This window comes from Alteromonas sp. AWM4_230 (assembly GCF_056158305.1).
Map to the genome: position 1 here is coordinate 856,405 of NZ_JBSWTB010000001.1, position 22,827 is coordinate 879,231.

A 22,827-nucleotide genomic window follows, 5' to 3' on the forward strand; every position below is an offset into this window, starting at 1 on the left:
GTTGCAAATGATAATCATTGTCATTAGTATATTGCAAAGTTTGAGCATGGTTAGTCACTTCTCGCTAAAAGAATAGAAATAGTGTAATGAAAACTCTCGATGACAGACAGGGAATGCACGTTTCTAAGGATAGCCTCTCTTTTGGGCATTCTTTTTTGGAATAACAATAACCACACCAAGTGTCCTAGCTCAAATTTCAAGTGGTTTGCTCATGCTTGGCGTAATCGCCAGTCATTAAGATAAGCCGCGCGCAACAAGACACAACATTTTGACATGGCGAGCCACTGGCTGGCCAACACTCAACTTATTAAGGATTATTAAATGCCTGTAAATGGTAAGCGCATTATTTTGTTAGGAACTCTGTTTCCCATGTTGTCAGCGGGTGTGCTGGCGCAAAGCGAAGAGATAGAAACGCTTGACACCACCGTGGTGCAATCTGCGTCTGAAGAGCTGAAGCAAGCCCAAGGCGTGTCTATCATCACTGAAGAAGATTTCAAACGTCGTCCTGTCACTAACGATATCGCTGAAATTGTAAGAACCATGCCGGGTATCAACCTTACAGGTAACTCAAGCTCCGGACAGTACGGCAACAAACGTCAAATAGACATTCGCGGAATGGGTCCAGAAAATACGCTTATTTTAATTGACGGTAAGCCGGTGTTGTCGCGCAACTCTGTAAAAATGGGCCGCTCAGGCGAGAGAAACACTCGTGGCGACAGCAACTGGGTACCAGCAGAAGCGATTGAGAGTATTGAAGTTATTCGTGGTCCTGCCGCTGCTCGATACGGCTCAGGTGCATCTGGTGGTGTCATCAATATCATAACTAAATCTCCAGATGAAGCTTCTACTTCTATCACTGCTCAGACTGAGCTTTCTTCAAATAAATACGAAGGAGATAATCGTCGTTTTAACCTAGTAACAAGTGCGCCTTTATCTGAGCGTTTCTCTCACCGCACTATTGTTAACTATAACGAACAAGACGCTGACGATCCGCAAATCAACTTAGATGATTCCGGACTAAATAGCCGCGGCACTGCTTACGCGGTTGGCGCTGGCCGAGAAGGCGTTGAAAACATTGATGTGCGAACATTGGTTAGATTTGACCAAGATGATGTTCATCGTTGGGATTTTGAAGCGGCCTATAGTCGCCAAGGTAACCGCTACGCTGGTGACAATGCCTTTCAAGGTGTAAGTTTCCCAGTTGATGACGAAGGAAATCTTGTCGACATTGATTACGATGCGCTGGATGATACTGACGCCCAAAACCTGATAGGTGAAGAAACACTGGTGATGCACCGTCGTACGCTTGGTGTAACACACAATGGTGACTATGACTTCGGTGATTCGTTTAGCTACATCCAATACGAAAGTACGTCTAACAGCCGTTTAGGTGAAGGCTCTGCAGGTGGCGGCGAAGGACGCATAAATAGCCTTGAAATGACCACCATTAAATTAGAGAACATTACGGCAAAGACCGAGTGGAATGTGCCGTTAACATTAGGTGGGTTCAATCAAACCGCAACGTTTGGTGCGGAGTACCGCAAAGAAACCCTAGACGATTCAGTGAGCAACCAGCTCTCTCTGAACGTGGTTAATGATGGCACTATTCCGGGCGTAGAGACTGACCCGGCAAATCGTCCATCTGAAACCGACGCCACGCTTGTAGGTGTGTATGTTGAAGATAATATCATGCTAACTGATTCAATTACGTTAACGCCTGGGCTACGTTTTGATGATCACAGCAAAGCGGGTACAAACCTTAGCCCGAGCTTGAACGCGTCATGGCAGGCATCGCCTAACATTGTGGTTCAAGGTGGTATTAGTCGTGCCTTTAAAGCGCCAAACCTTTATCAATTAAACCCTAACTACGTGTACTACACCCGCGGTAATGGATGCCCGGTTGACTTCTCTAACCTGGGCGGTGGATGTCACATTTTAGGAAATCCTGACCTAGAGCACGAAACCTCAGTAAATAAAGAAATTGGTGTTAACTACACCAACGAAGAGGGCTTGAACGCAGGTATTACTTACTTCCACAACGACTACAAAGACAAAATTGGTACCGGTAATGTACCGCCAGAGTATGTGTTACCTGGCGAGGAAGGTGGCGAGGCAAACGTTCAGGTATTCCAGTGGTTTAACGTTCCTGAAGCGGTTATTTCTGGCCTTGAAGGTAACTTGTTGTTCCCTATAACCAGCGCTATTGAGTGGTCGACCAACTTTACCGTGATGCTTGAATCAGAAGATAAATCTACTGGCCAGCCATTATCAATCGTTCCCGACTACACAGTAAACTCGCTAATAAGCTGGCAAGCCACTGATGCGCTTGAACTTGTAATTAGTGCTCAGCATTACGGTAAAACAGAAAGCCCAACGGCTAGCGTAAATTCGGGCGCCGTTATCGAAGCTGATGATCGCGAAGCCTATACCATCACAAATTTCAACGCCATTTACGCGTTTGACGAAAACTTAAGCTTCAACGTGTCGGTCAAGAACCTGTTTATGGAAAGCATTAAGCGCGAAGGTACACAAGCTTCTAGCGCAGGAGCGAATACCTTTAATGAACCAGAGAGAAGCTTCTTGTTGTCTGCTACTTACCAGTTCTAATACTTAGCAAGCAGTAACACGACATTGAAAATGCCGGCCTCGATAGCGATATCGACGTGCCGGCAATCTCATTAATTCAGCTAAGAGATGTAAGGGATTTGAATGAAAGTTAAAAGAAGCGTAGCGTTTTCTTTTGTACTGGTATCACTTGTAGTGCCTTCATCAGGTATTGTGATGGCAGCAACAAAAGCCAGCGATATTGATGGACTCACTGAAAAGTGGATAAGCATTGAGCGCCAGACGCAAAAGCTAGAAAACGAGTGGCGTGAATCAGAGCCTGCATTGCGTCAGCGTATTCAACTGCTTAAAGCTGAACGTACTCAGCTGCAGAGTATGATTGGTGAAAGTAAGGCTGCAACCACTGACGTAGAAGCCCAGCGAGAAGCACTGCTTTCTGAGCAAAGTGAGCTTGAAGCACAACAGGGTGGGGTAGAACGTGCTTTGACTGGAGTAATAGGGCAAGTAGACAGCCTTTACTCGTCGCTGCCTGAAATTATTCGCCAGACGTGGGATAAAGAGCAAGCCGAATTAGCGGCTGACGCCGACACGTCGAATAAGCTTCAGGTTACCCTTGCAAAACTTTCATCCCTTGCGCAATTCAATAGCAAGCTTCTGGTTAACGAAACCGTAATGCGTGCTCCCGATGACAAAGATGTATTAGTTAAGCAGTTCTTTGTTGGCAGCAGCTATGCGTGGTTTACCAACGCCGATGGTCAATATCAGGGAGTGGGCCGCGTTCAAAATGGGCAGTGGCAGTGGCAATTTAGTGACAATGTCGATAGTGAAGCGGTGGCCCTTGCCGTCGCTATTTTTGAGAAAAAGCATGAACCTGATTTTGTTTCTTTACCACTTACACTGGCTAAAGGAGAAGGCGAATGAAATGCTTATCTCACGTTCTCACACCATTTAATCTAATGTTGAAATCCTCTTTCATCACAGCATGTGTTGCTTTGTGTGCAGCTGTGGTTTGTGTACCGGCAGTTGCAGCGCCTGAAGATAGCATGCTGGCCAATATTAAAGACGCGAAAGCGCGTCTGGATCGCACCGAAAGCAAAATTAGTAAAGAGCGGGTAGCGCTGGCTAACGAATTGCGTGCGCTTGAACAGCAGGTAATGAAACTGCGCAATGAAACCACGGTCGCCCGCCGTAAAATGGACGAAAGAACCCTTAGTCTTTCACAGTTAGAAAATCGCCTATCGAGCTGGAGCGAGCAACAAGAGTTCCAACAAAATTTGTTGAGCCGTTTTCTGCTTCAAACCGGTGTAGACAGTCTGTCATTAAGCGAAATGAGCTTGTCTGACAAAGTCCAGAAAGTGGGTGAAAAAGCGAAAGATTTTGCGGATCAACAAACCCCTAACTTCAGTGCAGGAAAGGTTGTACTGGCGAATGGCGAAGTGACCCAAGCAAAAGTGCTTACTCTTGGCCCGGTGACGTGGTATCTGGCGCAAGCACAAAACGTTGCGGGTACGGCAGAGCGTAAGCAAGACCTGTTTACCTCTACGTCCACGTTTTCAGATACGGATATCGAAAGCCTTGCAAGCTTGGCAAGCAGCGGCAATGGAAGCATTAAAATAGATCCTACCCTTGGCCGCGCAGCAACACGCGAGCAAGCGTCAGAAGGGGTAATTGAACATGTTGTGAAAGGCGGAGTGTGGGTGATCCCTATCGTGTTGTTTGCCCTTCTCGCTACGCTTATCGCACTGTTTAAAGTTATTCAGCTATGGCGCCTACCGAAGGTTAAGCAAGTAGCATCAGGCAAAGCTCTGGTAAACATGGTGGGCAGTTCAGGTGTGGGCTTCTTTGATGGCATGCAGCGCGAGCTGTATGGCATAACTAAGCGTGCAAGCACGCCAACTGAACGCGACGATGAACTGTTTTCTGCACTCCAGCAAGACAAAATAAAGCTAGAAAAATACAACGGCACCATTGCTGTAACCGCTGCCGTTGCCCCCTTGCTAGGTCTTCTAGGTACGGTAAGCGGTATGATTGAAACCTTTAGAATGATGACGGCGTTTGGTTCGAGCGATCCTGAAGTTATTTCTGGCGGGATCGCTAAAGCCTTGGTTACGACAGAGTTAGGCTTGGTTGTGGCTATACCGGCATTAATTCTCAATGCCGTACTCTCTCGCAAAGCACGACATTACTACGAAGAGCTCGAAAGTTTCGCGCTTGTACTTAGCAATGACGAGCCTGACGTTGGCAAGAACACCGACCAAAAGAGAGATGGTCAACAGCAAACGAGCGCAAGCTAATGATTGAACAGCTAGCGGGGAACGCACTGTGTTGGTTGATGCTGCTGGTGGCATGGTTTGCTTACCAGCAAATCTTTGTGTTGTTTACTTCGCGCAAAGAGATAGCTCAATGTGGTGGTAATGAAAAGCTTCGTGATGGAGAGAAAGAGCTAGAAAAGCGAGAAATGGTACCTGCCGTATTGGTCAGTGCCCTTCCTTTGATGGGGCTATTAGGCACGATTTCAGGCTTACAAGTGAGTTTTACCGGAATGATGTCGTTAGGTGTCGATAGTCAAGTCGTCACTGGTGGCATTGCCGATGCACTTTTTACCACTCAGCTTGGCTTAACCTTGGCTATTCCTGGCTGGCTTTTGTTGATGTTTGTTAATGGTGCGGTAAAGCGCGCCGTAGCAAGGGAGGCGTAAACATGGCAAGTCGATTACAGCGACGCCTTGAAAACCAGCGAGCGCAAGGCATTGATATGTCTCCGCTACTAGACGTGGTTTTTATACTTTTAATTTTCTTTATCGTTTCGACAGTGTTTGTAAAAGAGACTGGGGTAGAGGTAGATAAACCACAGGCAATATCAGCAAAAAAGCTCGATCAAATGGCCATTATGCTGGCAATTACCCGAACCGGTGAAGTGGTGTATGACAGTGCCAATATCGGCGTGAGCGGTGTGCGCTCTACCGTTGAGCAATTGTTGATGAAAGAAAAGCGCCCAGTAGTCATTCAGGTAGATAAAGCCGTTCGCTCTGAATTACTGGTAGAAGTCATAGATGAAGCCAAACTGGCGGGTGCCGACACGGTAAATATCGCCACTTTGAAGCCATAGCGAACGAGGCAAAATTCAATGAAATACAATCTTCAACCTTCTCTACTTAGCGGTGCGGTGCTCGTTAGTGCACTTGGCGTTATGTGGCTAGGACACTTTTTGTCTAACCTGCAGCCCGACACTATGGTAGTGCGCAAATTAGACATTGCGGTAACGCCTCCACCACCACCGCCTCCTAAAACGCAAAACGTAGTAGAAGAAACTGAACTCGTTATGCAGGTAGAGGGCAGTGGCGCAGCTATGACAATGGCTGATTTAAGTGTTGAGCCGGATATTCAAGTGCCAAAGCCCGATATGCCAACTGTCAAAGTGACCGACACCCAATGGGATATGCCTGACATTGAGTTAGATGCCTTTGGGCTAAGCGAACTGGACTCAAAGCCTACTTTGCTTACACCGGTCAAAATACGTTTTCCCAAGCGACTTAAAAAGCAAGGGGTCAAGCAGGTGATTGTAAAGCTCGACGTCATTATTGATGAAAATGGCAACGTAAAGCTGATGGATATTGTCGAGAATCCGCATCACGAGCTCAATAGGGAAATAATGCGCTTTGTTAAAGCCAGCAAATTTACGTCGCCCTACAAAGAAGATGAAGCGGTGAAGGCCCGTTTTATTTGGCCTGTAGTTATTGAGGCCTAGTCTGGCGTAACAGAGCGAAATAGAAGCTAAAGAATTTAGAGGTTGATTGTGACAATGTTAAAGAAAATTACAGCCGTAACTGTCCTCAGCTGTATAGTGAGCGCGCTGGCTTTTATTAAGCCGGTAAGTGCAAAAATATCGGTGGAATTGGAAGAACCCGATTGGCAGTTTGTTCTGCGTCATCACCATAGAGATGACCATCGTGAACGTATTTCCCGCGAAGAAGGTAAGTTTATTGGGCTTATTCAGGCCGACTTGCAAGCTGGTAATTATTCAAACGTTGCCAGCGCATTTGCGAAGCAGGATATTTCTCAATTTAGTCCACGCTTACGTGAGCTTTACGGACAAGTGCTATTGAATGAGAAAAGCTACGCACTTGCCGAAAAAGTGCTGTTAGACGTTATAGACGCTATGCCAAACCTTCCATCGGCGCACAGAAGTTTGAGCATGGCGTATTTAATGACAGATAAATTAGCCAAAGCACGCACTCATTTAACTAAAAGCGTTGAGCTCGGTATTCAAGATGCCCAACTTTTCGGGCAGCTAGCCTATACCAATGTTCAGCTTGGCAAACCTGTCACTGCCATTAGTGCTTATCAAAATGCGTTGATGCTCGAACCTGATAACAAGCAATGGTATCAAGGTTTGCTGTTCGCGCTTATTGAAAGTAATGCACTTGCACAGGCCGAAAGCTTATTAAGCGAAATGTTGGTCGATGATGAAAGCAATCAGCAGCTTTGGCTCCAACGGGGGCAAATAGCGTTAAAGCAGGGTGACATGGTCAAGGCACTGAGCAGTTTAGAGACGGCGCTTTCTTTGGGCGACCGCTCGCTGTCGAACTTAATTTCAGTGGCGAAATTACACGTATCTGACGGCAGTCCGCGCCGCGCCGCAGCCATACTGGCTACCCACGCGAAGACTTTCATCACCGACAAAGAAGGGGAAGGCTTTGAGGCTTATTCTAAAATAGCGGCTTACTTAGCGGCCAACGAGCAATGGTCTGATTTAAGTAAATTAACACAAGCTGCCGACAACAATGTGAAAAAACTCACGACCTCTCAAGCAGCTACGCTTAATGTACTTAAAGCTCAGTTGGCTATGGGCAAAGGGCAGAGTAAAACGGCAATTTCCCTGTTAACCAAAGCCGTTGCTGACGCCCCTGACAATGGTGAGGCGCTGTTGTCTCTTGCTTCACTCTATCGGCAACAGAATAACGTCGAACGTGCCAAAATGACCTATCTGCGAGCTGAGTCGCTCGCCGACGTTAAACAACGCGCCATGCTCGGGCGTGCGCAAATTGCCATAGATCAGAGTCAGTACCAAGATGCACTTACGCTTCTACGACAGGTTTATAAATCGTACCCATCCCGTTCTGATTTGCTTGGCAACATCCAGTCACTGGAAAACCTAGTCAAGAACACAATATGAAGCGCTGTGTAATTATCTGTTGCTCGCGGCTTTTTTGAGGGCCCTCGTTTCCGCGAAAAGTGAAGTAATCCTTAAAGGTCGTTGAGCAAAAAATACAATAATGAGAATTAATCTCATTTACATTGAAAAGGGTGGAAATATCTGTATTATTTAGCCCGTTGAAATAAATCAATATCACCGAGTAATACAGAGAGTTAGCAACGAAATTATGAGTTTTTCTTTAGGCGGCATCCGCCAATGGCACTGGATGAGTGGCGCAGTCTGTCTGGTCGGGATGATTTTATTCTCGATAACGGGAATTACGCTAAATCACGCTGCAGATATTTCAGCCAACAGAACCGTAACGTCAGCAGAATCAAGTGTACCATCGTTGGTTGTTGAACAGTTGGTTTCTCTGGACACAGGTGAAATAGCCATTCCTAGCGAACTCGTCGCGTTTATGCAGTCGCAAGAGGGCATTTCACTACCTTCATCGGTGACGGGAGAGTGGGATGGTATTGAATTTTATGCCGCTTGGCCTGGACCCGGTGCCGACAGTTGGATTGCCTTAGATGCTGAACTTGGCACCGTGACTTATGAAAACGTTGATAGAGGATGGGTATCTTATTTCAATGACCTGCACAAAGGGCGGAATACAGGAAATGCCTGGCGCTGGTTTATCGATATCTTTGCTGTTGCCTGCATTATTTTTAGTGTAACTGGGCTGCAATTATTAATGCGCCACTCGAAAACGCGCGCGTCTACCTGGCCCATTACGATGCTCGGTGTGCTAATCCCGTTTGTCATTATTTTACTGTTTGTGCATTAGCGTGAGGCTAGTGGCACTTACCTACACAATTTCAAGGAGTGTTTACATGAAAATGCGAAAAGGCGCAGTTATCGCATCGACTTTATTAAGTATGACATTTGCCTCTGGCGCTATTCACGCGGCTAGCCAAGCCAAGCTTGACGTGGCTTTACCGCAACTTGATGTGGCTGAATATCACAAACCTTATCTAGCAGTGTGGATTGAAGACAGTAAACGTAAGGCGACTCAGGTCGCAGTATGGTACGACGTTGAAATGCGTGAAGGCAAAGGTAAAGAGTGGCTTAAAGATTTACGCCAATGGTGGCGTCGTGGTGGGCGCAGCCTTGATTTGCCTTATGACGGACTTACCAGTGCAACAAAAGGCCCAGGTGATTACAGCCTTGATTCGCAGTTAAATAAAGCGTTAGCAGAACTGCCAGAGGGCGATTACACGCTTCGCGTTGAGGCATCACGAGAAGTAGGCGGAAGAGAAGTACTGTCACTGCCATTTTCATTACCGCTATCTGCTGCGTCACTACCGGTAGAAGTGAAAGGAAATTCAGAACTTGGGCGTGTAGTACTGCGTCTGGAAGATTAATCTGCTGAGGCGCTAATTCAACGCTCACTCAGTAGAGTAACAATAAGAGGACATTATGAAAAAACTATCAGTAAAAGCTTCAGCCATTGCGCTAGCAGCAACGCTTGCCGTGTCATTTTCAGCCAGTGCGCATCGCGCGTGGTTACTTCCAAGCTCTACCGTACTATCAGGTGAAGAAGCTTACGTGACGTTTGATGCTGCTATTTCAAATACTATTTTTCACCCTGACCACTTCGCAATGAATGCCAGTAACTTAGTGGTTCAATCGCCAGAAGGTGAAGCCGTAGACGTAGAAAATATGGCACGCGGTAAGTATCGAACTACCTTTGATTTGAAATTAAATAAAGAAGGTACATACAAACTGACGTCTGCCAGCAACGGTATTCGCGCTTTTTGGCGAGATGAAGAAGGCAAGCGCAAGATGTGGCCCGGCCGTGGTGAAGAATATAAGCCGGAAGAGTTCGCAGCAGCCGTGCCTAAGAAAGCAAAAGATCTTCGTGTAACGCAAAGCTCTCGCCGTGTAGAGACGTTTGTTACTCTTGGTGCGCCATCGAATAAGGTGTTTACGCCTGACAACGTGGGTTTAGAGCTAGTGCCAGTGACTCACCCTAATGATTTATTCGCCACCGAAACTGCAACGTTCAAGCTACTTATTGACGGTGAGCCTGCGGTTGGCGCCGAGGTGGAAGTTGTGCGTGGTGGTATGCGTTATAGAAATGATCAGGAAACGATTAAAGTTACGTCAGACAAAAATGGTCAGATTGAAATTACATGGCCACAAGCCGGAATGTACTTTGTAGAAATAGGCTATGAAGACGATAAAGCGAAAAAGCCTGCAACGTCTCGTAACGGTAGCTACTCAGGTACATTTGAAGTACTTCCGCTGTAATAACCGTGCGTTATAGCGCAGCTAGGGGCGGTAAACGTTCTTTGAATACTAAAAGAGCAACAGCTTCTTAAGTCTCTAGCCATTTCAATACAACGGCATAAAAGTTAAGCACATGACAGAATCACACCGTCTACTCATAGCAATAGTAAGCATTGGCCTGTATATGCTGTGGGTAGCGGTGTTATTTTTTAAACATCAAAAGCAAAACAACTATGCGGTATCAGGCGAGGAGACCCTTGTCGTATACGCAAGTCAAACCGGTACGGCTGAAAAAATTGCCCGCACGAAGGCCGCGGCGCTATCACAGCAAGAGCAAACGTCGGTAGTGTCCATGGCATCTTTAAAACTCAACACGTTAAGTAGTGTGTCGAAAGTCATTTTTGTTGTGAGTACCTACGGTGAAGGCGAGCCCCCTGATGCGGGTAGAGCCTTTAGTAAAGCGCTAAAAAAGGCGTCGTCGAATCAATCTGACTACCTGTCCCATCTGTCTTTTGAAGTGGTGGGGTTAGGCGATAAGCAATACGCCGCGTTTTGCCAATTCGCAGTCACTCTGTTCGATAATATCAGTGCACTAGGTGCACGTGCGCTTTCTCCGCTAACGACATTAGATTCAGGGAAAGGTGAGCATTTGTCTTTGCTTGGTTCATTGCCACAGGGTGAGCAGCATCCCACCCATGCTTTCACACTGAAAAATCGGGTTCAATTAAATGAAGTAAGTCTAGCTTCTGGCGAGACTTCAAACGAACCCGCCAACCACTCTGAGAGCAAACCTTCAAACCCAGCGTCGCCAGGCTTGTTCGGCTTGTCTTTGAGCGTTGACCATTTAAATTATACACAAGAATTACATGAACAATGGGAAGCGGGTGACGTGTTGGAAGTACTCATTCCTCAGCAAGGGCAGTCACCGATCGTAAGCCGAAGCTACACCATTGCGTCGGTACCACAAGAGCACGATGTAAAGCTTGTAGTTCGACAGCTGGTTAAAGACAACGGCCAACTTGGGCTAGGTTCTGGATTACTTACCCGTTCTTTACCTTTATCTCGGTCAGTACAGGCCTACATTCGTAAAAATACCAGCGCAATTATTACTAGTACTCAGTGCCCATTGTTATTAATTGCTGCGGGTAGCGGCATTGCGGGGGTACGCGCTCAGCTTGCAAAACGCGCATTGCTTGAGAACGCTGGGCCAGTTTGGATATTTTATGGTGAGCGTCATCCCACGCAAGATGACGTGCTAGATAAAACGCTATCGCCTTTCCACAATAGTGACTGTATTTTTAAAAAGTCAGTTATTTTCTCCCGACTTGAAAACGGTGGCTATGTTCAACAGCGCCTCGTTGAGCAGCGAGATGAAGTCAAATCCTTCTTAGGCGACACGGGACAAGTATATGTATGTGGGCATTTTGAAGGAATGGGTCAAGGCGTAGACATGGCTTTGCAATCCATACTCGAAGCGCAAGCCTACAATGCGTTAGCTGACGAAGGACGTTATCACCGCGACCTTTACTAATGTGTAGAACAACCAGTAATTAATGTCTGCCTTACGCTTTCCTGTTTCACCGCTGAACCATCGCTAATAAACCTCAAAAGCCTTACAGCTAAATCTCAAACTTTGAGTTAGACTTTAGTCTAATGTGCCAGGCCCTTGCCTTGTCGCATGTTTAAATATGCACAGCAGTACACTGGGCATACCTTAAATAGGTGTTTTCTTATTCAGGTATGACCTTTCGGCACCGGTAATTGGTGTAATGTTTGAACTGAAAATAAGAAAATCAATCGGCTAGGTGCTCATTGATAAAAAATTAGGACGACAGTATGCAGTCTATTGCCATTGTTATACTGGGCATCATCGGAATGTTGCTCGGTTGGTTCGTATATTCGAAGTTTATTGCGAGCCGCATTTTTAAGTTGGATGATAGTTTTGTAACACCAGCCCATACCATGCAAGATGGAGTGGATTTTGTACCCACCAATAAAGTAGTGTTATGGGGTCACCATTTTACCTCGGTAGCAGGTGCAGCGCCCATAGTAGGTCCAGCTATTGCTGTCTATTGGGGCTGGGTTCCCGCTGTTCTGTGGGTTGTATTTGGAACAATTTTGTTTGCTGGTGTGCACGATATGGGCGCCTTGTGGGCCAGCGCACGTCACAAAGGGAAATCCATGGGCGCGCTCTCTGAGAGCGTTATAGGTAAACGGTCTCGCTCTCTTTTCATGATAGTGATCTTCCTTGTACTCTTAATGGTTAATGCCGTTTTCGGCGTGGTTATCGCTAATTCCTTTGTTTCCCAACCTAATGCGGTTTTCCCTGCGTGGATGGCGATTGCCGTTGCATTAGTTATTGGTCAGCTACTAAAGCGTAACTTCAGCCTTATTCCTTTGTGTCTTGTCGGCATTATCGTGCTTTACGCATCGGTATATGCAGGCAGTTATATTCCTCTGAGTCTACCGGAAACCATGTTTGGTTTAGCCGATAAAGCTAATTGGATCATTATTCTCTTTGTTTACGCCGCTATTGCTTCCCTACTGCCAGTTTGGATGTTGCTACAGCCGCGTGACTTCATCAACGGCATGCAGCTATTAGTGGGCCTATTTTTACTTTACGGTGCCGTCTTCTTTGCTATGCCAGACATCACTGCGCCAGCGTTTAACACGCAAACGGCGGTAGATTCACCAAGCCTGATTCCATTGCTGTTCGTTACTATTGCATGTGGTGCGGTTTCTGGCTTCCACGGCATAGTGTCATCAGGTACTAGTTCCAAGCAGCTTGATAAAGAAACAGACGCACGCTTCGTAGGTTACCTTGGCGCTGTGGGCGAAGGTTCACTTGCGCTTATTACTATTGTCGCGGTTAGCGGTGTAGCGTTCGCTGCGTCACCTGAAGAATGGCACGAAGTCTATAGCCACTTAGGCGCTGGAAGTGTCGGTGCATTTATCACCGGTGGTGCGAACTTAATTCAGCAGGGCTGGGGATTGCCAGTAGATTTCTCTTCAACGATCCTTGCGGTAATGGTTGTCCTGTTCGCAGGCACTACTATGGATTCGGGCGTAAGGTTACAGCGCTACATCATACAGGAATGGGGCGATATCTATTCTATTGGAGCACTGAAAAACGGCGTAGTAGCGACGCTTGTGGCGGTGGGCTGCTGTTTGCTACTCGCATTTGGCGCAGGTGGTGCGTCAGGCAGTGGCGGTATGATTATTTGGCCTTTGTTTGGCTCTACTAACCAGATACTAGCTAGTTTAACCCTGTTAGTAATCTCGGTGATGCTGATTAAATTAGGCCGACCAGCGAAATATACGCTCATTCCAATGGTGTTTGTACTTATCATGGCTTTCTTTGCTGGCCTGATAAAGCTTAAAGAGTACTACGTAGAAGGAAACTATCTGTTGGTGTTCTTAGACGCAGTAGTGCTGGTGGTTTCAGTACTCGTAATGCTCGAAGCTTTCTCTGTGGTGTCTAAGCTTAAAAAAGAGAAGCAACATAAGGCTACACAAGAATAAGCAGCTTAATGATTAACTGAACAATTATCCGATTTTTCATGGTTGACCTCTGAGTTTAAAAAGCACACTCACGAGACAGTCAACATTCGGCCAGTACATTTGTACTGGCCATTTTTATGCTTCTACAATCAACCTAATCAGTTTTGTTGATTTTCTGTCACACCTTATATCTGTTACTATCTATAGTGTTCAAGACAACGTGACTTTGTCTGCAAGCAGTGTATGCCTATGAGCATTGAAGCTTAAGGCAAGGTTACAAGAGAGGCTATGTGTCAGATATCATTTTACTAGGGCAAAACTTTCTAGCGCTATTCATGGAATCAGCGCCATGGCTGCTATTGGGTTTACTGGTCGCAGGAGTGATGCATGAGCTAGTGCCTGTATCTTTTTTAGAAAAGCATATGGGTAGCGCATCATTTGGCTCTATTAGCAAAGCTGCTATTATCGGCGCGCCTTTACCACTTTGTTCATGTGGCGTTATTCCGGCAGCACTCGGTTTGCGCCGAAGCGGCGCATCCAAGTCTTCAACGATATCTTTTCTAGTGTCTACACCGGAGACGGGGGTGGATAGTGTGTCAGTTTCTTACGCATTGTTGGGGCCTTTGTACGCTATAGTTAGGCCTGTTTCAGCGGTGGTGAGTGCAATCTACGCAGGTTTGATGGTACGTTTTTTCGCAGAGCGCAATGAATTAACATTGCAGAATGAACGTGTAGTTGCTTCAGCCACACCATCGTGTTGCAGCAGTAAAGCAGAGCCAGCGATAGCAAAGAAACCAGAGGGTAAGACCCAATGCTGTGACAGCGAGTCTGCCCATCAGCACGATCACCGTGCTGGCCAGCATGATCATAATCTACCGCGCAAATCATCTCAGGTGGCTAAAGTATTGTCTTATGCAAGTGGCAAGCTGCTAGAAGATATTGTGGTGTGGCTACTTATTGGTTTAGCCCTCGCCGCCGCCATTAAAACTTGGGTGCCCACCGACTTTCTTACCCAGTGGGGAGATGGTGTGGTCGCTATGCTTGTTATGGCACTTATTGGTATTCCTATGTACATATGCGCTACCGCGTCTACACCGCTTGCGGTTGGCTTTTTGGCTGCAGGGTTATCTCCTGGTGCCGTGCTTGTGTTTTTAATGGCAGGCCCTGCCACTAACGTGTCTACTATGGGCATGATAAAACAAGAGATGGGGGCGCGAACACTTGTGCTTTATTTGTTCAGCGTTATCTCGGCAAGCATAGGTTTTGGTTACGCACTAAACTACCTAGTGTCCTCGTTTTCTCTATCTTCGATGATCAAAACAGCCAGCCACGTTCATGAGCACGGCGCAGATGTTCAAATAATCTATGGTTTATGTGCAATTTTACTGGCGGGGTTGATGTTAAGGCTGGGTGTGAAAAAGCTTCAGCAATATCGCCATAATCACGAACAGCACTCGGCATGCTGTGGTTAGGTTTAACGCTGCAGTTGCTTCTTCTCATTCAAGCGTTCGAATGTTATTTACAGAGCGCTTGTATATCCCGCTCTATTATCCATAATAGTCGCTCAACTTCTTTAAATTAAAACGCGTTTAAACCTACAGGGACGCTTGGAATAATTACATGCTTTTACTTATTGTGTACGTCTTCATTGCACTGGGCTTTTCTTTTTTGTGCTCAATCGCAGAGGCTGTAATTCTGAGCGTTTCGTCAGCGTATATCTCGGTATTGGAAAAAGACGGCAAAGCCAGCGGTGCATTACTTCGTAAACAAACCGATAATATTAATACTCCGCTATCTGCTATTTTAACGCTGAACACCATTGCCCATACCATGGGGGCTGCCGGCGCAGGTGCGCAAGCAGCGGCCGTATTCGGCGACGCCTATTTAGGTGTTATTTCAGCTGTCCTTACTCTGCTTATTCTAATTTTTTCAGAAATAATTCCAAAGACACTTGGCGCTACTTATTGGCGAACACTTGCGCCCGTAACAGCGTACTTTCTCAAATACCTTTCAATTGTGCTTATGCCGTTCGTTAAAATGTCTGAGCTCATGACTAAAGGGTTTAAGGAAGACAGCCCACTTCGCGGATTGAGCCGCAGCGAGCTTCACGCTATGGCTGAACTGTCAGGGCAGGAAGGGCAGTTAGCTAATCATGAAGCGGCGTTTCTGCAGAGCTTATTAAGCTTGCACGAGCTTAGAGTTAAAGATGCTATTACCCACCGAACGGCGCTATTTAAAGTATCAGAGTCGATGACGGTGGAAGCGTTTTTCCATAAACACGCCAATATTGAGTTTTCACGTATACCTGTATTTGAAGATAGTGACTCAGAGAACATTACTGGCTACGTAATGCGCTCTGACTTGTTGGTCGCGCAGGCGAGAGGTAACACTGATAAGCCGCTTTCTGAATACGCCAAAGACTTGGTCACAGTATTAAACACCATGCCTTTATCGGTAACTTTTGAGCACTTCATTAATAAGCATGTACACATGTTGTTGGTAGTAGATGAGTACGGTGGCTTAGAAGGCGTTTTAACCTTAGAAGATTTGTTGGAGCGCTTGTTGGGCGTAGATATTGTAGACGAAAAAGATACAACGGTGAGTATGCGTCGATTAGCGAAGATGATGACAAAGCGTAAGGAGCAGATGATGATTAAAAATGTTCCCGATGCGTCACTTGAAAAATCATCGAGGAAAAAATAACCTATATTGCAACAAAGGCCTGAACCGTTATTAAGGATGATAGTGATGTTTAAAGCGATATTGAAAAAAGCTAAACGACGTGAAGCCCCACCATTGCTCCTGCCCATGTACAAGTATAGGACTGAGCAAAAACCGCTCGCCTTTATGGTAGCTGTTTTACTCACTTCTGGTTATATGGCTGGCGCAACCGCACAAGAGTTGAGTATTCCCTGCGATGAAGTTGAAGAGAAAGCGCTAGCAGAAGCCAAGACGGATGAAGTGGAGCGGATAAGTGCATTTAAACCCGCGACCCCGTTAGAGCGCGTTGACCCTAGATATCCTTCTTCTGCAGCGAGAAAAGGCCGTGAAGGTTGGGTTAGGCTGAGCTATGTTATTGATGAAGAAGGCAGAGTGAAAGACCCTGTAGTAGAAGATTTCTTCGGAAGCCCCTCTTTCAAGCGCAGTGCACTATCAGCGGTTAAGAAGTGGCAGTACGAGCCTGCAATAAAAGACGGCGAACCTACACAACAGTGTCATCAAGCTGTTCAAATGGATTTCGCATTAGTCGGAAAAACGGGCGCCACTCGTAAATTTATTAAAGCTTATAAAAACGTAGATGAAATATTTAAAGCGGGAGACGTAGAGGCGGCAGACGAAGCTCTCAAAGAGTTATTAAGCTGGGACACGTTAAACCGATACGAGAATGCGTGGTTACTCAACTTGGAATCACAGATTGCAGGTGCTAAAGGTGACATCGAAAGAGAAGCGAGAAGCCTAACGCGTTTACTTGCCAGCAATGGACAAAAGCGCCTTGACAATGCGGTGTTCGATGACGACTACGTAGCTTACGTGCTTCAAAGAAAAATCCTTTTAGACACCCAGCGTGGTTATTTTGCAGATGCCTTGAAGTCTTACAGCAGGCTTCAAGAAATGGATGAACAACAAAAGCGTATCGAAGAAACTGCCGCCGTAATAAATCAGATTGAAACATTCATTGCGTCTGAAAAGAATCTTCAGGTACCTGTGGACATGGAAGATAACGGACGTTGGTTCCACACGCTGGTGAGAAACAAGTTTGCTTTTAATAACATACAAGGCGAACTTGATACTGTGGAAGTTCGCTGTGACTCCCACCGAGAAAAGTTCACCGTAGCCGAAGCTCATGTTTGGCACATCCCACAAAGCTGGGGGCAATGTCAGGTTATGGTTAAAGGAGACAGTGAGACGAAATTTGACTTAATCGAGGTTGCCGAAAGTTAGATTTCGCCAGACTGAGCTTTAAAAAGCTATAGTTCAGAGTGTTGCGGTTAACGCCACTTGAAAGAGGTGTTCTGTGAAATTCTCACTAGGCCGAAAGAAACGCAAATTTTCTTGCTCACCTGAGTTTAATTGCCATTCTGTCGTTACTGAAAAGCGAGAGGTAATGTCGTACTTTACGCTAATTGTATAGGCGTTACCTCGACTACCATTTGGGTCGTACATTGTGTTGTCATTATCACTCACGCGATACCAGTCTATGCGTGCTGCCGCGGTTAAGTTTTTTAGTCCCACCGCATTCAAATCTAAGGCAGCGGCAACATAAGCGCTCGCAAAGTCATTATCAACGATGTTTTCTCCCATTAGGGTGTCGCCATATAGAAGTTGAGAAAACAGCGTTAATTCGGGGCGGGGTAGATAGCGCAGTGTTAACGAATGAAAGCGTGTATGCCATGCGTAGATGCGGTCGGGGTCGACTGCATTTGCGTCTGCGTTATTATCGTAATAGTAATAGCGCATTTCAGCGCTGCGCTTGTACGCCACGTGCGCTCCGAAGTAATAGCCAAAGCGGTTGTCTATTTCTCTAAAGGGTTCGGTCCAAGCGGGCGCATCTAGCCTGTTTTCATCTACTACACCCGGAATTGGGAGGAAGTTAACCCGATCGTTGTAAAGCGATTGTCTGTCATGAAGTGCGAAGCCTCGCCAAGAGAGCAGTGTTCCAGTGCTATCGTTACCTTTAAAAACGCTGCCCAATACTTTCCACGACCAGTTGCTTCGTACTTGTCTGCCATTTTGCCGAAGACTCATCTCAAGCCCACCTGTTCTTAGTTCTTCACCTATCCAGCTGTTTATGGCTGAGTTAGTGAGGAAGTGAGGTGATAGCCAAGCAATGTCTGTATTTTCAGCTGAAATAGCAGGATAAAATGCACCTACTTTTACTTCTGGTTTTATAGATGAGGCGCTAAGTGGCCGATATTTTAAATAGAGCTGAGAAAAGTTGAGTCGTTCCTCACCGTCACTGTAAGCGTTTAAAACACCAGATAATGTCCAATCATCAAACAAACGCAGGTTGGTTGAGATAACGGCTTGAGAAAGGTGTAAGCCATCACCTTCGAATCGCTGGTGGTTTTGGCCAAAGTCTTGAAAACTTTGTGTGTTTTCTTTCAGCGCCCAGGTTCCGCGCAACAAAAAGTCTGTTTCTGCGTAGCTTGCGATAGAGAAAACTAACGACAATAGGGCTAATGATTGAGTGACAAACCGCATCAATAGTCGCCGAAACCAGAATCGAATCCGTCATCCCTAATTATGTTTGCATTAAGTGCCCATGTTACTTGAGTATCGGCAGACACAGAAATGGACTGTGCAGGGAGCGCTTTTTCACCTTCCACTTGCGGGTGCCAAAAACGGACGGTGTACTCACCATGAGGAAGTGAAATTGAAGACTGCCCCTCATTATCAGTTTTACCAAAATAAGGAGAATCTGAAACAACAATATACCCCAGCATCCAATCGTGAATATTACAGCCAATATCCACGATTCCAGCATTTTCAAAGCGCAAAGGCTCTGCGGTAAATTCTTTATAAAGCTTTAGTTCGAATTGCTTTGTGGGAGAAAATGAATAGACGTGGTGAAACAAATTATCCGCATTAGGGAAAGTCACTTCAGTACCCGCTTTTACCACAAGCACGTGAGGTTCAAACTGTTTATCTATTTGATTCATTACGGCTGGTTTTTGGTGTGGCATTTGATGTGCATCCGGCTCAAACTGAGGCTCAAAAAGAAACACGCCGTTATCGACAGGCTCGCCATCGCTATCATTAAGTGTGATAGAAAAGCTAGCGGTTTCGCCGTTTTGTCCTAAGGCCATACTTGAACAAGCCATAAAAAGAAGGGCGGTAAAAAGTGTTTTATATTTCATTCAAGTACCACAGCACAAAGCATAAAAAGAAAGCGTCAGTTGAATTAACCATAGAATAAACCCAGTAATATACAACTGCGTTACACCTTTAGTATAAGACCTTGTTGACTAGGTTTTTATTTCGTCCGCTCCCAAGAAAACTTTTGCGATAGTACTTGTGTCAGATTGTGCTTGAGTTTAATCGCAATTAAAGCTGAGAAAACTTTCTTACCAAATTGTGGTAAACATGATGAAGTCCATCAAGCTGCTCTCGCTCAGCGGTGCCTGCGTTAACCAGTGACTGAATGCTTTGGTCAAGCTGGAAAAGCGTTTCACGCATTTGCTGGTCACTCACCATACTTTGCAGCCAGGTGATAGCGGCAATGCGCTCGCCTTTAGTGACAGGCGTCACCTTGTGTAGACTTGAAGATGGGTAGAGTATGGCGCTTCCGGCATCGCATTTAACTTTTTGCTCGCCAAATCCTGTCTGAATAACAAGTTCACCGCCTTCGTAGTCATCTTTATCTGTAAGAAAAATCGTCATCGACATATCGCTGCGTAAGACATCGGGCGTATTCGGAATACGCATAATGGCGGCGTCTACGTGATAGCCATAGGTTTGCGATTCGCTGTAGCGGTTAAAGCACGGCGGGAAAATACGTTGAGGAAGGGCAGCGGAGATAACTTTGGGGTGGTTACCTAATTTGCTCAGCAATTGGTTAGCAAGCTGCTGAACACGTTTGTCCTGTGCATCTGCCTGACCGTTATTTTTGACGCCTGCAGCCATACCCATCGCCGTATTTTTACCGTCAACATAGGGAACATCGTTAAGCTGCTGACGAAACTGCGCAACATCGCTTTTCGTCAATAAGTCATCAATAATAATCATGTCTTCAGTGCTTTTTAGAGTGTTTTTAATATAAAAAGACCTAGGCAGTCGCCTGCCTAGGTCATGCTAGCATTAAAATTCGTAGCTAACGGTACCTGTAATGTTGCGACCATCACCGATATACATGAAAGCGCCAGAACGGTAGGCTGCTGTCCAGTATTCTTCGTCAAACAAGTTACCTATGTTAACACGGAAAGTCAGTGACTCTGAGTGATAGTAGTTAGCGAATAGGTTAACCACTTGATAGTCAGGAACTACGATAGAGTACTCACCGGTTTCGGCGCTATAGCCCGCTGCGGTATCTGGTTGACCGCCATACATTTCCGACTGGTAGCTGTAGTCTCCACCAAAGGCAAACTTCTCATTAGGCTGATAGCGCATTTGAATGTAGAAGCTTTCGTCAGCGAAGTTGCTTAGCGCAAGGCCGATATTATCTTCGCTGTAAGACTCAAGAATTTCTGAATCCATAAATGCAGCAGACGCCTGGATGCTAAGCTTATCTGTGATATCACCGCTTAAACCAAACTCAATACCTTCTACACGGTTTTCACCTGTGTTCAATGTACCTAGCGTTGAATAAGCATCACCAACACTCTCGTGTACGTCGCTCTTAGTGATGCGGAATAGTGCGGCGTTTGCTACAAGCTTTTCATTGAATAGTGACCACTTAGTACCTAACTCAATGTTTTCAACCTGCTCTGGATCAGCTTGAGACGCTTGCTCTGGCGTACCACAAATACCGCCATAACCACAGTTAGCACCTAGATCTGATTCACCGCCGTTTATGTTGGTTGCGGTGCTATACGAAGCATAGATGTTTCCGTTTTCGGTCACATCATAAACTAGCCCTAAATGACCGTTGTACAGTTCATCCGAGAACTCGTAAAGGTCGCTAGAGGTTTGGTTGCTATAGTCATAGCTATCTACGCGAAGACCAGCGAAAACATTAAAGTTATCGGTCAGTTCAAAGGTGTCCATTACGTATAGCGAGTAAGTTTCAATGTCGAATAGGGCATCAGCATCGCCACGGGTATAAGCTTTACCCATTAGCGAGTTGATATTATCAACCATGTTACCTTCGCCATCTAACAAGCAATAGCTTTCAGATACACCGCGGCGGCCGCTAGTTAAACAGTTTGACGGATTGGTGTAGTCCATATTGAACACGCCGTTGTCTACCGACTCATCTGTATATTCAAAACCGAATACAAAGCGGTGATCAACGCCTGCGAAAGCCGTATCCCAGAATAGGTTAAACTGGGTAGTTACGTAGTCAACTTCCTGCCAACCTTGGTGATTGCTTAAAGATAGTGTGTAAGCACCTGGTGCTGTAGGGTCGGTTGCGTCACGGTTTGTGCCACGCATACCTGTGGTAATGTATTCGTTTTCCGTTTTACCTACACGGGTGGCGTTATAAAAACGCACGTTGTCACTGATATCGTACTCAGTACGTAAAGTGAATGTAGTTACTTCCGAGTTTTGGAAGTCTTCGTCTTGTGCATATACAGGAATATCTTCAAGCGGGTAGCCAGCATCCCTGTCGTAATAGCTACCTAAGTCAGGAATGTCTTCTGCATTGAGGTAATACAAGTCGCCAGTGAATGACAAACGGTCAGTAGGCTGATTCACATAAGAAAGCTGCACCCCTTCACGATCACGTTCAATGCCTTCACGGCCAGGCTTATCTTCTGACGAGTAAAGTCCATTTAAGCGCACCGCGCTGGTTTCAGTTAGCGTTTTGTTTAAATCGACAGTTAAACGTGTGTGCTCATCGGTACCTACTGCGGCATCAACACGACCGAAGTTATAAGCGGTAGAAGCTTTTTTAGTGATAGAGTTAACCGCACCACCTGAAGAGCCACGGCCTGCAAAGGTAGAGCTAGGACCTTTGGTAATTTCAACGCGTTCGGTAGCGAAGCTTTCACGGGTTGTCATACCTGGATCGCGAAGCCCATCAACGAATACGTCGCTACGTGCTTCATGACCACGAATTATATAGCGGTCACCAAAAGCATTACCATTCTCACCCGTACCTAAAGTTACGCCTGCCTGTGCCTGCAGTATGTCTTTTAAGTCTGTTCTTCCGCTTTCTTGAATTTGGTCTTGAGTAAGAACGCTAATGGTTTGTGGTGTATCAACAAGGTCTGCTAAGCGACGAGGATCGCCAGATTTATTGTAGCGGTAGATAGATTGCTGTACGCCGTGGATTTTAATCAGTTCTATTGCTTCGTCAGTTACGGCCTCACATTCTGCTGAAGTAGTGCCATTACAGGTTTCTACTTCTTCCTGCGCCATTACTGCACCACTACCAAATGCCAGTGCAGCGGCAATAGTCTGTGCGCCCATAGTTAACTTAGTGTTTTTCATCCTGTTTCCCTTGAGTGTGTGTAAGGAGGACGAAGTCTATGAAATATGCAAAGAAATGTAAATATAAATAATAAACATTCTCATTTGATATGCTTGAAAGAGTCTTAAGTAATGCTTAATTCAAATTCTCTTTATATTTCGGTCAGTTGCTTTTGTAAGATAGCTTGCCACTTAGCAAAAAGGACGTCTAATGAGGAGAGACGTTTGTTTTGCTATTAGACTCTCCGAGTATTTATAACA

Annotated in this window: 19 protein-coding genes; 15 read left to right on the plus strand and 4 right to left on the minus strand. The window is 45.8% G+C overall.

Annotated features, from left to right (window positions below; genetic code table 11):
- The first annotated feature begins 321 nt into the window (after positions 1-321).
- The 15 genes from ACXACS_RS03680 to ACXACS_RS03750 all read left to right on the plus strand — a co-directional run bounded on the left by ACXACS_RS03680 (position 322) and on the right by ACXACS_RS03750 (position 17,436).
- Positions 322-2,607, plus strand: coding sequence for a FepA family TonB-dependent siderophore receptor (locus tag ACXACS_RS03680; RefSeq protein WP_474804207.1), 2,286 nt, complete (start codon positions 322-324; stop codon positions 2,605-2,607).
- Between the two features lie 102 nt (positions 2,608-2,709).
- Entirely contained in the window at positions 2,710-3,486 is a 777-nt protein-coding gene (locus ACXACS_RS03685) for a DUF3450 family protein (protein ID WP_474804209.1), read from the plus strand.
- The gene (locus tag ACXACS_RS03690) at positions 3,483-4,859 is read left to right on the plus strand and encodes a MotA/TolQ/ExbB proton channel family protein (protein WP_474804211.1); all 1,377 of its coding nucleotides are present in this window, start codon (positions 3,483-3,485) and stop codon (positions 4,857-4,859) included. Before ACXACS_RS03685 ends, ACXACS_RS03690 begins: the two co-directional genes overlap by 4 nt.
- Positions 4,859-5,263 carry a MotA/TolQ/ExbB proton channel family protein gene (locus tag ACXACS_RS03695; protein ID WP_474804213.1) on the plus strand — a complete coding sequence of 135 codons (405 nt, stop codon included), beginning with the start codon at positions 4,859-4,861 and terminating at the stop codon, positions 5,261-5,263. The genes ACXACS_RS03690 and ACXACS_RS03695 overlap by 1 nt, the downstream gene beginning before the upstream one ends.
- Positions 5,264-5,265: 2 nt before the next feature.
- Complete coding sequence (locus tag ACXACS_RS03700; protein ID WP_474804216.1) at positions 5,266-5,673, plus strand: ExbD/TolR family protein; 408 nt, start codon at positions 5,266-5,268, stop codon at positions 5,671-5,673.
- An 18-nt stretch (positions 5,674-5,691) separates the two neighbouring features.
- Complete coding sequence (locus ACXACS_RS03705; RefSeq protein WP_474804218.1) at positions 5,692-6,312, plus strand: energy transducer TonB; 621 nt, start codon at positions 5,692-5,694, stop codon at positions 6,310-6,312.
- Positions 6,313-6,366: 54 nt separating this feature from the next.
- Complete coding sequence (locus ACXACS_RS03710; protein WP_474804220.1) at positions 6,367-7,740, plus strand: tetratricopeptide repeat protein; 1,374 nt, start codon at positions 6,367-6,369, stop codon at positions 7,738-7,740.
- Between the two features lie 208 nt (positions 7,741-7,948).
- Positions 7,949-8,548 carry a PepSY-associated TM helix domain-containing protein gene (locus ACXACS_RS03715; RefSeq protein WP_474804223.1) on the plus strand — a complete coding sequence of 200 codons (600 nt, stop codon included), beginning with the start codon at positions 7,949-7,951 and terminating at the stop codon, positions 8,546-8,548.
- Positions 8,549-8,594: 46 nt separating this feature from the next.
- Positions 8,595-9,125 (plus strand): DUF2271 domain-containing protein, encoded by a 531-nt coding sequence (locus ACXACS_RS03720; protein WP_474804225.1) that lies wholly within the window; start codon positions 8,595-8,597, stop codon positions 9,123-9,125.
- A 55-nt stretch (positions 9,126-9,180) separates the two neighbouring features.
- The gene (locus tag ACXACS_RS03725) at positions 9,181-10,014 is read left to right on the plus strand and encodes a DUF4198 domain-containing protein (RefSeq protein WP_474804227.1); all 834 of its coding nucleotides are present in this window, start codon (positions 9,181-9,183) and stop codon (positions 10,012-10,014) included.
- A 112-nt stretch (positions 10,015-10,126) separates the two neighbouring features.
- A complete protein-coding gene (locus ACXACS_RS03730; protein ID WP_474804230.1) occupies positions 10,127-11,524 on the plus strand; it encodes a flavodoxin domain-containing protein in 1,398 nt (465 codons plus the stop codon).
- Positions 11,525-11,829: 305 nt separating this feature from the next.
- Positions 11,830-13,515 carry a carbon starvation CstA family protein gene (locus ACXACS_RS03735; RefSeq protein WP_474804232.1) on the plus strand — a complete coding sequence of 562 codons (1,686 nt, stop codon included), beginning with the start codon at positions 11,830-11,832 and terminating at the stop codon, positions 13,513-13,515.
- Between the two features lie 269 nt (positions 13,516-13,784).
- Entirely contained in the window at positions 13,785-14,966 is a 1,182-nt protein-coding gene (locus ACXACS_RS03740; RefSeq protein ID WP_474804235.1) for an SO_0444 family Cu/Zn efflux transporter, read from the plus strand.
- A 148-nt stretch (positions 14,967-15,114) separates the two neighbouring features.
- The gene (locus ACXACS_RS03745; protein WP_179984797.1) at positions 15,115-16,197 is read left to right on the plus strand and encodes a CNNM domain-containing protein; all 1,083 of its coding nucleotides are present in this window, start codon (positions 15,115-15,117) and stop codon (positions 16,195-16,197) included.
- Positions 16,198-16,242: 45 nt separating this feature from the next.
- Entirely contained in the window at positions 16,243-17,436 is a 1,194-nt protein-coding gene (locus tag ACXACS_RS03750) for an energy transducer TonB (RefSeq protein WP_474804238.1), read from the plus strand.
- Positions 17,437-17,469: 33 nt separating this feature from the next.
- On the opposite strand, the gene ACXACS_RS03755 is transcribed toward ACXACS_RS03750, so the two are convergent.
- The 4 genes from ACXACS_RS03755 to ACXACS_RS03770 all read right to left on the minus strand — a co-directional run bounded on the left by ACXACS_RS03755 (position 17,470) and on the right by ACXACS_RS03770 (position 22,587).
- The gene (locus ACXACS_RS03755; RefSeq protein WP_474804240.1) at positions 17,470-18,696 is read right to left on the minus strand and encodes an outer membrane beta-barrel protein; all 1,227 of its coding nucleotides are present in this window, start codon (positions 18,694-18,696) and stop codon (positions 17,470-17,472) included.
- On the minus strand, positions 18,696-19,352 hold the full coding sequence (locus tag ACXACS_RS03760; RefSeq protein WP_474804242.1) for a methylamine utilization protein: 657 nt from the start codon (positions 19,350-19,352) through the stop codon (positions 18,696-18,698). Before ACXACS_RS03760 ends, ACXACS_RS03755 begins: the two co-directional genes overlap by 1 nt.
- A gap of 187 nt (positions 19,353-19,539) precedes the next feature.
- Positions 19,540-20,220, minus strand: a complete 681-nt coding sequence (locus tag ACXACS_RS03765) for a Fe2+-dependent dioxygenase (protein WP_474804245.1) — start codon at positions 20,218-20,220, stop codon at positions 19,540-19,542.
- 72 nt (positions 20,221-20,292) lie between these two features.
- Positions 20,293-22,587, minus strand: coding sequence for a TonB-dependent receptor (locus tag ACXACS_RS03770; protein ID WP_474804247.1), 2,295 nt, complete (start codon positions 22,585-22,587; stop codon positions 20,293-20,295).
- Between the last annotated feature and the right edge of the window lie 240 nt (positions 22,588-22,827).

Excerpts from the sequence above, each read along its gene's own strand:
- ACXACS_RS03680 (WP_474804207.1), top strand. The coding sequence starts at position 322 with ATGCCTGTAAATGGTAAGCGCATTATTTTGTTAGGAACTCTGTTTCCC.
- ACXACS_RS03685 (WP_474804209.1), top strand. The coding sequence starts at position 2,710 with ATGAAAGTTAAAAGAAGCGTAGCGTTTTCTTTTGTACTGGTATCACTT.
- ACXACS_RS03690 (WP_474804211.1), top strand. The coding sequence starts at position 3,483 with ATGAAATGCTTATCTCACGTTCTCACACCATTTAATCTAATGTTGAAA.
- ACXACS_RS03695 (WP_474804213.1), top strand. The coding sequence starts at position 4,859 with ATGATTGAACAGCTAGCGGGGAACGCACTGTGTTGGTTGATGCTGCTG.
- ACXACS_RS03700 (WP_474804216.1), top strand. The coding sequence starts at position 5,266 with ATGGCAAGTCGATTACAGCGACGCCTTGAAAACCAGCGAGCGCAAGGC.
- ACXACS_RS03705 (WP_474804218.1), top strand. The coding sequence starts at position 5,692 with ATGAAATACAATCTTCAACCTTCTCTACTTAGCGGTGCGGTGCTCGTT.
- ACXACS_RS03710 (WP_474804220.1), top strand. The coding sequence starts at position 6,367 with ATGTTAAAGAAAATTACAGCCGTAACTGTCCTCAGCTGTATAGTGAGC.
- ACXACS_RS03715 (WP_474804223.1), top strand. The coding sequence starts at position 7,949 with ATGAGTTTTTCTTTAGGCGGCATCCGCCAATGGCACTGGATGAGTGGC.
- ACXACS_RS03720 (WP_474804225.1), top strand. The coding sequence starts at position 8,595 with ATGAAAATGCGAAAAGGCGCAGTTATCGCATCGACTTTATTAAGTATG.
- ACXACS_RS03725 (WP_474804227.1), top strand. The coding sequence starts at position 9,181 with ATGAAAAAACTATCAGTAAAAGCTTCAGCCATTGCGCTAGCAGCAACG.
- ACXACS_RS03730 (WP_474804230.1), top strand. The coding sequence starts at position 10,127 with ATGACAGAATCACACCGTCTACTCATAGCAATAGTAAGCATTGGCCTG.
- ACXACS_RS03735 (WP_474804232.1), top strand. The coding sequence starts at position 11,830 with ATGCAGTCTATTGCCATTGTTATACTGGGCATCATCGGAATGTTGCTC.
- ACXACS_RS03745 (WP_179984797.1), top strand. The coding sequence starts at position 15,115 with ATGCTTTTACTTATTGTGTACGTCTTCATTGCACTGGGCTTTTCTTTT.
- ACXACS_RS03750 (WP_474804238.1), top strand. The coding sequence starts at position 16,243 with ATGTTTAAAGCGATATTGAAAAAAGCTAAACGACGTGAAGCCCCACCA.
- ACXACS_RS03755 (WP_474804240.1), bottom strand. The coding sequence starts at position 18,696 with ATGCGGTTTGTCACTCAATCATTAGCCCTATTGTCGTTAGTTTTCTCT.
- ACXACS_RS03760 (WP_474804242.1), bottom strand. The coding sequence starts at position 19,352 with ATGAAATATAAAACACTTTTTACCGCCCTTCTTTTTATGGCTTGTTCA.
- ACXACS_RS03765 (WP_474804245.1), bottom strand. The coding sequence starts at position 20,220 with ATGATTATTATTGATGACTTATTGACGAAAAGCGATGTTGCGCAGTTT.
- ACXACS_RS03770 (WP_474804247.1), bottom strand. The coding sequence starts at position 22,587 with ATGAAAAACACTAAGTTAACTATGGGCGCACAGACTATTGCCGCTGCA.